We start from the raw sequence: 10,639 nt of genomic DNA, 5'->3' as shown, positions 1-10,639 counted from the left end.
AACAAGATAGCTTCTTAGAAGGCAATTATTTCAGTATTGGTCTGGATGATTTCAGGGGTTTTGACTGGCGCCGCTCAGCAGCGCACGTAACTCCAGCAGATTTTCTTTGGGGACAAAGCCGCACGCCCCATTTTGGAAGGCTGCCGCTCGCAACTGCTCATCGTTATATTTGGTGACGATGATGATGCGGGCTTCCGGATGCGCCGCTCGCAACTCCCGTGTCGCGGTCAACCCGTCCATCCCTCCCATCTCGACATCCATCAGTACCCAATCGGCCTCACCGAAATGATGCTGTTCATACGCTGCCAACACTGCCTCCCCTGCGGCACATTCTTCAATCCGGTCGGCCAAATCACCAGTCACTCGCCGAATGAGCCGGCGCATTGGGGCATGGTCATCAACGATCAACAACATCATTTCTCCTAACATTCCTTGTTTGCGAGGTTTGGTCGAAAAGGTGGAAGACTCCAGGCGGAATTATTAGACGAGAAGAACCCCTTGCACATCGGTGCCGCCACCTAATTTCATATAGGTGGTGGCACCTATTTGGGAGCTGAAGATTCGCAAACTCGGGGCTGAAGAATTTGGGCTGAGGGCCAGGATAATACCAGTTTGTAGTCAGTAGATCGTAGTCAGTAGTTTACTAACTTCAATTGATTGAATTACTTGACTGTTTTTTAATACGATCACTTCATTCCAAAATGGTATAAGAAAACCCGTGTCCTTTCCGTTGGCATTGAACGACGCTCTGGTGGGGCCTGAAATCCTGATCCTGGCGTTTATGGCGGAATCCGTGGAAGGTGGGAAGCGGCGGGCGGAATGTGTGATTTGTGTTCCACGGACCTTGCTCGCTGACGTCGCTACGGCCCGAGGCTTTAATCCAATTTGGTTCGTGAGTTTTGGGGCAGGCCCTTCTGGGGCATAAGCGCCAGGAGAAGGAAATTTGGACCTGTTTGAGACAAGGAGCTGGGGAGACAAGGGGACAAGGAGATCCTGCTACCGACGTTGGGAGCGGGAGAATGTTTTTCTCTCCGTGTCCCCTTTCCGCTTGTCCCCTTGTCCAGATCGGGCTTTGTTTCCTTCTCCTGGCGCTTATGCCCTTCTGGGGTGACAGGGGAAACAGAGTGACAAAATGATACGGAGAAGTTTTTTGCTCTTCGCTCCTTCGCTCTTCACTGTTCCGGATTGACGCCTGGCGACTCGCTCAACTTTGCTAAATTTCCGATTTGTGCGTCAGGGCAAACCTGAGTAGCCCGTGTTTGCCGTTGAGCCCCAATTTCGAGCAGATGTTCGAACGGTGATGCTCGACGGTGCGGACGCTGACGAAAAGTTCAGTGGCAATCTCATTGTTCAGTTTGCCGTCGGCAATCAAGCGCAAAACGCGTCGCTCGGCTGGCGTCAGGGCGCTGAGACCAGAAGGTGTGTGCGGTGTCCCCGGAGAAACCCGGTTGAGCAAAAAGCCGGAAAGCACCGGGCTGATAAAACGTTGTCCAGCCGCAACCGCTTTGATGCAGCCAATGATTTCGGTGGCCGCACTGTCTTTGACCACATAGCCTTTCACACCCAGGTCAAGTGCCGCATTGAAGATGGCTTCTTCCTTGTGCATAGTCAGAAAGGCCACCTCGACTGGCCAGCGCTGCTGAAGGATCTCGCGCGCGACAGCCATCCCGTCGAGCACGGGCATATCCATATCAAGCACAATCACGTGTGGTTGAAGCCGTTTGACTTCGGCCAGCGCCACCGCCCCGTCATCGGCTTCAGCCACGACTTTTAGCCCTGGATCGGCTTCGATAATCATATGCAGCCCGCGCCGAAAGATTGGGTGATCATCGGCAATGATAATGTGCAGTTCACTTTCGGTTGACATGTTGGTTTGTGGAGATGGTGATGGAAATGGTCGTACCCTGACCGGGCGCCGAATGGATGGTTTGCGTTCCGCCCAGCATCCTCACGCGCTCGACGCTCCCCGTCAAGCCAAACCCGCGTTTTTGCAATTCAGCCCTGCCCTCTGGCTCGACCGTAAACCCGCACCCATTATCTGCAATCGTGATTCGGATTTCGTTGCCGGCCAGTTTGACTCGGACGACAGCTTCAGTGGCTTGAGAATGTTTCAGAATATTGTTGAGGGCTTCCTGCACGATACGATAGAGACCAATCTCCCCTTCTTTTGAGAGCAATCCGTCAATTTGATCAATTTCGCAGTCAAAGCCGATATCCGAAGCATTGGCAATTTGCCTCAGCATCGCCTGCAATGTATTGGTCAGCCCCAGCCGTTCCAATTGATAGGGCCGCAGGTTATGTGCAATTTGGCGAACTTCATCAATAGACAGCGTGGCCGCGTCGGAGATTTCGGCCAGATGCTCGCGCATTGGATTATCATTCTGGGCAGCATTGAGCCCCATCAATGCATAGTTTTTAATGACCAGCAGATTTTGCCCCAGACTGTCGTGCAATTCGGCGGCGATGCGCTGGCGCTCCTGTTCCTGTGAATCAATCAAGCGGCGAGAGAAGGCTTCCTGCACCCGACGGGCGCGCTCAACTTGATCAAGCCGGATTTTGAACGCCACCCCAACAATCCCCACCAGCGTCAGCACCGCGAGCACTCGAAACCACCAGGTTTGATAAAACCTTGGCAGCACGACAATGTGCAGTTCGGCGCCGACAGGATTCCACACGCCGTCGCTGTTGGCGGCGGTGACTTTGAACGTATAGCCCCCAGGCGGCAAGTAGGAATAATTCGCGGTGCGTCGCGTGCCGACATCAACCCAATCCGGATCCTGTCCGATCAATTGATACTTAAAACGCACCTGTTCGGGCTTGATAAAACTCAACCCCGTGTACTTGATCTCCAGGTTGGATTGGCCTGGATTGACCTGGAGGTTATCACGAAAAGGAACGAGTTTCCGGTCAAGGGTACAGGTTTCGATCCGCACTGGTGGCGCGAGCGGGTTTGTCGGCACGGCTTCCGGGTTGATAACGGCAACGCCCTGCTGAGTCGGAAACCAGAGTTTCCCGTCGCGGGCTTTGATTCCGGCTGGTTGCCGTCCACCATTACATTCGATGTTGAGCAGGCCATCTTGTTTGTTATAGGCAATGGATGTAACAGTCTGAACCTTCCCGGCGGCCAAATCGTTGAGTCGCGCCCGGCTCACCCGGTAAATTCCCTGGTTACAACTGATCCAAAAATTACCGCGATCATCTTCGAGGATTTGAAAAACCCCGTTGTTATGAAGCCCCTCTCTGGTCGTGTAGCTGGTAAACCGTCCGGCTTGGTACCGGCTGAGTCCCCCATCATAGGTGCCAAACCAGAGCACACCGTCGGCATCTTCATAAATACAGCGCACAAAATTACTGGTCAATCCGTCCTTGACCGTGAGTGCGGTAAATTTGCCATTTTCCAGCCGTGCGATGCCTCCGCTGGTAGCAAACCACAACACGCCCTGACGGTCCTGATGAATGGCTGAGACATTGCTCCCTGGTAATCCATCTTCAACCGTCAGAAAGAGCGTCTTCCCATGATCGTATTTGACCAGCCCACGGTGTGTTCCAAACCAGAGTACTCCGGAACGATCTTGATAAATCGAATAACAGACGTAATCGTTGAAAGGGATGTCACCGAGTGGAAGATGAAACTGGCTATTCTGAAAATAGCTTGGCCTTCCGCCCATCCACAACCGCCCGGCATCGTCTTCACAGAATGCCTGCACATTGGGCGAGAGCAACCCGTCCTTCACCGTGTAGTTGGTAAAAACGCCGTCGTTGAACCGACTCACGCCACCAAAGGCACCAATCCAGATATTGCCGGCGCGGTCCTGGTAGATAGGATAGACGTTATTGCTGACCAATCCATTGGCGGTTGAATAGGTCGTGATGAATTGATGCGTCAGGCGATTCAAGCCTTGCCCATTGGTGCCGATCCAGAGTGTTCCCTCACGGTCTTCAAAAATGGTCTTGACGAGCAACGACGTGGGGTAAGTTGAAAATCGTCCATTTTTAAACAACAGCAACCGGGATGGAAGATTGCCAAGCCAGTCTTCCGCGCTAAACCAGATGCCCTCGGTCCGATCCTGGCACCGTGGAAGAATGAGTCGCCCGGCAGGTAACCCGTCGCTCGTCGTGAAATGAGTGAGCCTGTCCCCTGAAATGCAATAGATCCCATCATTGTAGGCCCCAACCCAGAGGTTCCCCTGCCGGTCTTCAATTAAAGTGAGGTTGATGTTTTTTCGATGCGGGAACTGGATCGGAAAGGTCGCGGTCCGCCCCGTCATCCGATGAACTCCCTGTTCATCCCACCGCCAGCGTGTACCCGTCGGACTCACATACAATACCGCCCGATCAGAATCGAGTTGCTCTGGATCAGCCACGAGACGCCCCCCGCGCCAGTAGGCAAAGCCTCCATCCGTCGTGATGATCAAATCCCCGTTCAAATCGCCCTGGATCGCCCGCACTCCATCATGCGGCAACCCATCAACCTTGGTGAAGGTCGTGAAGACACCATCGCGATATCGTGTTAAACCACCGTCAATGGTGCCAATCCAGAGCGTCCCGTCAGAATCTTCAAAAAGCGCCGAAAACCGATGACTTGTCAATCCCCTGGAATTGCCCTTATTGAACACCGTAAACGTCACCCCATCAAACCGCACCAGTCCATCAAGTGTTGTCAACCAGAGGTATCCGTCACGTGTTTGCGTCACTGCAAAGACTGCGTTCTGCGGCAGCCCATCGTCGGTGGTCCAGGTGTCAAACCGGTATTGGGCAAATGCCACCGACGGCGAGGTCATCATCCACACCAGCACGCAGAAAGCAGCCAGGCAGAGTCGAGCCAGAAAGTGGAAGGATGGGTGGAGGAAGGAGGAATCAGGTACTCGCATGGCCACGGGAGGGAGTTGGGGTCGCAAGAGAAATTTGGGGGGCGTTCCCCGGTTTGGGAATGCCCCCCAAAAGCCAATGCGCATCATAATCCACCCGTGCCAGAGGCAGCAACCTGGATTATAGTGACGGATTGGGGTAGAACGACAAGATGACTGGATAAGTACCTTGTCATAAGTTTTCTGAGATATTGGGTAAGGAATGAGGGTGAAGGTTCAAATGAAGATCCAGTTGGTTCCGCCGACAGAGAGATATCGAGAAAGCTTCTTGCGTGGGCTTCGAGAATTCCAACAAGAAGGTCTTCCCTGGTGGGTCGGAGGCGATCTTGAGATTGCCGAACAGGACTTTGCCGCGTTTGTGGCAAAGAAGCTGGCGGACTCGAATCGAAGAACCGAAGCGTTCGTTCCCAAGACGCATCTCTGGGCCGTGGCTGGGGAACAGTTCGTGGGGCGTATTTCCATTCATCACGAACTCAATGATGCACTTCGCGTCGAAGGCGGCCATATCGGCTATGATACCGTGCCATCCTTCCGAGGTCGCGGCGTTGCCACGGAGATGCTGCGTCAGGCTTTGCCGGTGGCACACGCACTCGGATTGACTGAAGTCCTTCTCACGTGTAACGCCACAAACGCGGCCTCCATCCGCGTGATTGAAAGGAACGGAGGCTTGTTGCGGGAAACCAGGGTCCTCGATGCGAACAGACCGTTGAAATGCTACTACTGGATCACTCTGATATAGCAACCTCGCTCGCAAACGTTTGGGGTTTCCCCATATGCATCAAGCTAAGGGACTGTAAAAATACAACTTCCCGTTTTTATCGAAAGTCACCCGGAGAGATCCAATTTCAGAACAGGAAACCACGAAATACACGAAAAACACGAAAAAGAAATCCAAAGACTTCAATGGGGTCTGAGCTTTTTAGCTCCCCGCTCACCAGTGTTCCAGCGCCAATCCGGGCGCAAACCACTGCGCACCGACGATCCGGTGGTGTGCCCAAAGCGGCCAACCACCGGCTATTGTCCGGCGCCCATCCGGGCGAAAACCGACCTTTCCGCAACGGAGCTTGACAAGATGACGGGTGACAAAATGACAAATGGTTAGACTGTCACCTTGTCACCTTGTCTCCTTGTCTCCTTGTCTCCTTGTCTCCTTGTCTCCTTGTCTCCTTGTCACCGAATCTTGGACGGCGACCGGAACTGGCCAATGGCGGAGCCAACATTATTTGGCGCACCAACCAGTTGCCAGGTTGCGGTATCAACCGGTCTTCCGACAATCCGGTTATTGGCCGTATCACCCACTGAGAGGAATGAAATTCCAGCCAGCGGTCCAACGGTAAACAAATTAACCGTGACACCTTCCGGCAACCGAACTTTCCCTAATGTTGACCCGATTGTTGCCAGCACCGTTGCCGGTCCTGGGTTGCCACCGGCAAACTGCAATACCCGATTGTTGCCAGTGTCGGCGACATAGAGATTTCCGGCATTATCAACACCAACTCCCTGTGGTTGCCGAACCTGATTCGAAGCAGAACCGAGACTGGCCACTAGCGTTACAACCGGCCCGGGTTGATCAGCGCCGGCCACTCTGAGGATCCGGTTATTCCCATAATCAGCCACAAACAGATTGAACGCCGTGTCCACCGCCAGGCCGTGTGGCGTCCTCACCTGGGTAAGCGTACTGCCATTGGTTAAGAGCACGGTTGCGAAACCTGGAACACCTCCGTCAAACCGCGTGACCCGGTTATTTCCGGTGTCGGCCACATACAGGTTTCCATCCGGGTCAAGCGCCAGACCTTGCGGCGCCCGTACCTGATTGAGACCAGAGCCAATCGAAGCAAACAGCGCCCAGGTCACACCACCATCAGTTGACCATTCAAGGCGGTTATTTCCCGTATCGGCCACATAAATCCGCTGTCCAAACGGATCCGCCGTGACGGCTTCCGGAGTTTTGAAGAGCCCGACCGGTCCGACTTGTGACCAGACATTGCCATCAAATTTCTGTACCCGATTGTTGACTGTATCGGGCACATAGAGAGTTGCCAGTTCAACCGTGGGTTGGACAATGAGCGTGGCCATGGCCGCCGCCCCAGTTCCCCCTTCAACCGAGGAAATGGTGCTCGTGGTGTTGACCTTTTCACCATAGGTTATGCCCTGGACGGTCACACTAAAGCTACAACTGGTGTTGGGGGCCAGCGTGCCGCCCGAGAACGTAATCATCGAGCTTCCTTCAACCGCTGTTACCGTGCCGCTGCTACAGGTATTCATCACTGAGGCAGGTGTGGCAACAATGACACCATCCGGGAGCGTGTCGGTAAAGCTGATTCCCGTCAATGGGACTGTGGGGTTCCCATTGCTCATCGTGAAAGTCAGCACCGAAGTTTGCGTCAGCAAAATCGTGTCCGGTTCAAACGCCTTGGTCAGCGTTGGCGGCCCCACCACCGTAATCATGGCTGAAGCGGTGCTGCCCGTTCCGCCTTCGATTGAGGTAATCGCCTCGGTGGTGTTGGTGTACACCCCGGCGGTTGTTCCCAACACATCCACACTGAAGGTGCAGGTGCCCATGGCGGGCAAGGTGCCGCCGCTAAAGGTAATAACCTGCGTTCCCTCCACGGCGGTCACCGTTCCTCCGGAACAGGTACTGGTGAGCCCATTGGGTGTGGCCACAACCAATCCAGTCGGGAGTGTGTCGGTAAACCCAACCCCGGTCAACGGAATGGTATTTGAGTTAGACAGTGTAAACGTCAGGGTTGAGGTCGTCCCAACCGGAATCTGGTTGGGGCTAAAATTCTTGGCCAGTGTCGGCGGAACGGCGGGAACAAGATCCGGACAGCTACTGACGCCAATCCAGGCCGTTCCAGTCCAGGCCGCCAGATTTTCAGTTTCCAGAATATTCGTGCTGTCGGTTCGGGCTTCGTCAAAATCCCCACCGACCAGCAAGGTGGTGCCATCCACCCCGAGCCCCGTAATGGCGGAACCAAGCGGTGGCGTTGGATTGTTTGGACCAATCCCGTTGTTGCCGAGCGCTGATCCATCGCCCAGCGCCGTCCAGGTGGTGCCATCCCACATCGCAATTCCAGCCGTGGGAACGGTGGAACCGGCACTGTTGCGCGCCTGGGTAAACCGGCCTCCGACAAAGAGGTTGTTCCCGATCCTGGCCATCTTCGCCACATCAAAATCCACCCCGTTGGTCGTGGCACTGGTTGGATCGCCAAGTGCAAACCAGGCCGAACCATCCCACCTGGCCACCCGGCTGGCTGGCACACTGGTCGAACCATTGGTGCGCACTGACAGATTGCTGGAAGCAAACCCGATAAAGACATCGCCGTTGGTGCCGACCACAATCGAGTTGACACCGCCACCGGCAAGGCCATTGTTGTTCACACTTGATCCATCACCCAATGCGGACCAAACCGACCCATTCCACCTGGCCACCCGGGCCGTGGGAACGGTTGAGCCGGGACCATTTCGAGCCTGGGTGAAATTGCCTCCGATGAAGATATCGCCGTTGGTCCCGACCGCAATCGCCGAGACCGGGTTTCCAACACCGTTGTTGGTCAGGACCGTGCCATCGCCGAATGCGGACCACATGGTGCCGTTCCATCGGGCAAAGCGACTGGTCAAGGGTTTGGTACCGGCATTGGTTCGGGCTTCGGTGAAATTTCCTCCGACCAGCAAGTTGTCGTTGCTCTCAAGCGCCAGTGACTGGACAGCATTGTTGACGCCGTTGTCATTGACACTGCCTGCATCACCCAGGGCTGACCAGGTGGTGCCGTTCCACATCGCCACCCGACTGGTGGGCACGGTTGACCCTGCATTGTTACGCGCTTGCTGGAACGTGCCACCGACATAGACGTTGTCGTTGCTGTCCACCACCACGGCATTGACATTGTTATCCACACCGTTGCTGGTCAGGGCTGAAATATCTCCCAGTGCTTCCCAGGCGGTGCCATTCCACATGGCCACCCGGCTCAAGGGAAGTGTATCCAGTTCGGTAAAGGTGCCACCGACATAAATATTGCCGACGCTGTCCACTGCAATACCATTGATCGTGCCGTTGGCACAGGTGCCGGTGCCACCAACCGCCGTCGCCTGGATTTGGATCGAGAAATTGTTGGTTAACCCAAAATTGCGCTGGCACCCGTTGTTGGCGGCGGTGCTGCCACACCGCGTGACAAAACTTGGTGCAGCGTCCGGCTGGCTTCCAACCACCGGGGTTTCACCAATCCGCCAGAAAACATCTGAGCGGCTGGCGTTGACCACCACCGAAATCGTATTGTCAACTTCGCTGGAGACGTCCACATTCGGATAGGGAAACGTTACCGGGAAAATGGTCCCGAGGGCGGGCGGGGTGACGTTGTTCACCGTGACGACTGAACCAGGGATGAGTGTCCCGACACCATTTCCACAGGGTGAGTTGCCCGCACCATTGGTTGAACAGTCAGTATACAGACTCATGGTCAGATCAAATGGCGCGGTACTTGCCAGGGTAAAGAGTTCAATCTGAATTTGGCAAATAGCCCGGTCCGTGCCGCCCAACACAATCACGTCGCCCATGCTGGTTGCCGGTCCATTGGCAGCAGCCGTAATTTCAGCTCCCTGGTTTGAGGCATGGGTGGTGTCATAAATCACGTTTCCAGCCTGAGCGGCGAAGCTACCGCCGGTTGGCCGCTGGTTTGCGAAGTTCCCACTCGCATTGGGAACAAATCGCGGTTCATCCTGCGGTCCAGACACCAGACGATACCCGCTCGCATCAAAATTGCCGTTTTTCCCTTTGGTAATATTGATCGTACCATCGGCATTGAGCACGTCAGCCAGTGCGTGCCTGGGCTCAAAGACCAAATCCTCCGCCGTTGAAGCACCACCAGGCGCCACCCGATTGGACAAGGTACTGATTCCCTCGCCCTGCCGCCGGGCTTCAGTTTGTGAAGGGGTGAAACTTATGGCAACGATGCCCGTGATCAGCAGCGCCAGGGCCAGGATACCGGCGCGAACGGTCAGGGTTGCGCCTGATGCAGCAGTGAAACGATGTGATTTCATACGAACCATTCTCCTAACTTTGGAAAAAGACCTTGTGATCTTTACACAGTCGCGGGGAAAGATTTGGGTGGAGTACCTTTCCAGAAATTGTTTAATGGTGTCGAAAGCTTGATTCTAAAAATGACGAATCTTCTGGGCTTGAAGAAAAAAATCCATCTCTTCGCAATGAAAGACTCAGAATCAAAACGAGCAGGAACCACCAATGGAAGGTGGAAGGCAAGCCGGTCATTGAGTTGATCCTGGCACGTTTTTGACACCAATCAAAACCAGGGTGGAATTTGGTTTGAAATTGGTGAAGGACAATAAAATGAAAACCAGGAGACTGATGGAAGAAGAGAGGGTTCTTTATTTCACGAAAGATGGAGTAAATCAAGGTTTCGACCAGAAAAATCCTGCATCCATCTCACATGGAAATGAGTATAAATCGCACTCACCTTTCTGGACTACATGTTTATAATCAGCTAGTTACATACCTTCATTCATCAATGCCCCATAAATGTCAAACTCATCATTTATTCCCTATATTCAAGAGTTTTCTTCGTTCAAGAAACCGATATAATTTATATTATTCTTAGAATGATTTTTCTACTTCTACGAGATTTTGTGTTGGAAACAAACCAGACGAACCAATGAGTCAGTACCACCCGCATCAGTGGTAAGCTGGTTTGCTTCTTATCCCACCCGCTCACGCAGGTGGTACTGACACATCCTTCAAAACCTGAATGATAGGCCAG

7 protein-coding genes are annotated in these 10,639 nt (G+C 53.9%); 3 read left to right on the top strand and 4 right to left on the bottom strand.

Features of this window, described 5'->3' with window-relative positions; translation table 11 throughout:
* Positions 1-51: 51 nt before the first annotated feature.
* Entirely contained in the window at positions 52-417 is a 366-nt protein-coding gene (locus tag HY774_06470; GenBank protein MBI4748115.1) for a response regulator transcription factor, read from the bottom strand.
* A 301-nt stretch (positions 418-718) separates the two neighbouring features.
* Here HY774_06470 and HY774_06465 point away from each other — a divergent pair, with 301 nt between their 5' ends.
* A complete protein-coding gene (locus HY774_06465) occupies positions 719-925 on the top strand; it encodes a hypothetical protein (protein MBI4748114.1) in 207 nt (68 codons plus the stop codon).
* 288 nt (positions 926-1,213) lie between these two features.
* Here the strand turns inward: HY774_06465 and HY774_06460 are convergent, their stop codons facing one another.
* Both HY774_06460 and HY774_06455 read right to left on the bottom strand, forming a co-directional pair.
* On the bottom strand, positions 1,214-1,867 hold the full coding sequence (locus tag HY774_06460; protein ID MBI4748113.1) for a response regulator transcription factor: 654 nt from the start codon (positions 1,865-1,867) through the stop codon (positions 1,214-1,216).
* Complete coding sequence (locus tag HY774_06455) at positions 1,851-4,958, bottom strand: hypothetical protein (protein ID MBI4748112.1); 3,108 nt, start codon at positions 4,956-4,958, stop codon at positions 1,851-1,853. Before HY774_06455 ends, HY774_06460 begins: the two co-directional genes overlap by 17 nt.
* 112 nt (positions 4,959-5,070) lie before the next feature.
* Between HY774_06455 and HY774_06450 the strand changes: the two genes are divergently transcribed.
* Both HY774_06450 and HY774_06445 read left to right on the top strand, forming a co-directional pair.
* Complete coding sequence (locus tag HY774_06450; protein ID MBI4748111.1) at positions 5,071-5,607, top strand: GNAT family N-acetyltransferase; 537 nt, start codon at positions 5,071-5,073, stop codon at positions 5,605-5,607.
* Positions 5,608-5,805: 198 nt separating this feature from the next.
* Positions 5,806-5,970 carry a hypothetical protein gene (locus HY774_06445; GenBank protein MBI4748110.1) on the top strand — a complete coding sequence of 55 codons (165 nt, stop codon included), beginning with the start codon at positions 5,806-5,808 and terminating at the stop codon, positions 5,968-5,970.
* Between the two features lie 68 nt (positions 5,971-6,038).
* Here the strand turns inward: HY774_06445 and HY774_06440 are convergent, their stop codons facing one another.
* Positions 6,039-9,905: a hypothetical protein gene (locus HY774_06440; GenBank protein ID MBI4748109.1), complete on the bottom strand. Its 3,867-nt coding sequence runs from the start codon at positions 9,903-9,905 to the stop codon at positions 6,039-6,041.
* Positions 9,906-10,639: the final 734 nt, after the last annotated feature.

The sequence above is a fragment of the Acidobacteriota bacterium genome, assembly GCA_016208495.1.
In the GTDB taxonomy this organism is placed as follows: domain Bacteria; phylum Acidobacteriota; class Blastocatellia; order Chloracidobacteriales; family Chloracidobacteriaceae; genus JACQXX01.
This window is presented reverse-complemented; position numbering and strand designations above follow the sequence as displayed.

Bases quoted from the DNA above. Each gene is read 5' to 3' on its own strand.
- HY774_06440 (MBI4748109.1), bottom strand. From the start codon at position 9,905: ATGAAATCACATCGTTTCACTGCTGCATCAGGCGCAACCCTGACCGTT.
- HY774_06470 (MBI4748115.1), bottom strand. From the start codon at position 417: ATGATGTTGTTGATCGTTGATGACCATGCCCCAATGCGCCGGCTCATT.
- HY774_06450 (MBI4748111.1), top strand. From the start codon at position 5,071: ATGAGGGTGAAGGTTCAAATGAAGATCCAGTTGGTTCCGCCGACAGAG.
- HY774_06455 (MBI4748112.1), bottom strand. From the start codon at position 4,958: ATGATGCGCATTGGCTTTTGGGGGGCATTCCCAAACCGGGGAACGCCC.
- HY774_06460 (MBI4748113.1), bottom strand. From the start codon at position 1,867: ATGTCAACCGAAAGTGAACTGCACATTATCATTGCCGATGATCACCCA.